Below are 341 nucleotides of genomic sequence, written 5' to 3'. Positions count from 1 at the left end.
GTTTTTTAATGGTCAGCCTAAAGGCTTAACCAAAACGCCGCATGAACCACCGCACTTGATGCGTTTACCTGTGGAAGTTTTAGTCGCACTTTGCCTGATTGTCGGTATAGCCCCTGCGCTAGTCGTTGGCGGTTTATTGCAAGCCGCGTCGTCAGCGGTGTTGGCTGGTCCATTACCAGAATATAGTCTAGCTATCTGGCATGGCTTTAATTTGCCGTTGTTAATGAGTGCGGTAGCACTGGCTGGCGGTGTATTTATGTATGTGAAGCGTAAGCAATTGTTTGACTTCCAAAATGCCTTGCCAGGTATTGATACCTTAAATATTTTTGAGCGGGTGATTA

At 46.0% G+C, this 341-nt stretch carries 1 protein-coding gene; it reads left to right on the top strand.

Going from position 1 to position 341, the window contains the following annotated elements:
* Positions 1-341: hypothetical protein (locus tag Q5762_RS37580; protein ID WP_315896801.1), on the top strand; the 341-nt coding region annotated here is incomplete at both ends.

It is taken from the genome of Streptomyces sp. P9(2023) (assembly GCF_032436795.1).
GTDB lineage: Bacteria > Actinomycetota > Actinomycetes > Streptomycetales > Streptomycetaceae > Streptomyces.
The sequence above is the reverse complement of the archived record's forward strand: the minus strand, read 5'-3'. Positions and strand labels throughout refer to the sequence as shown.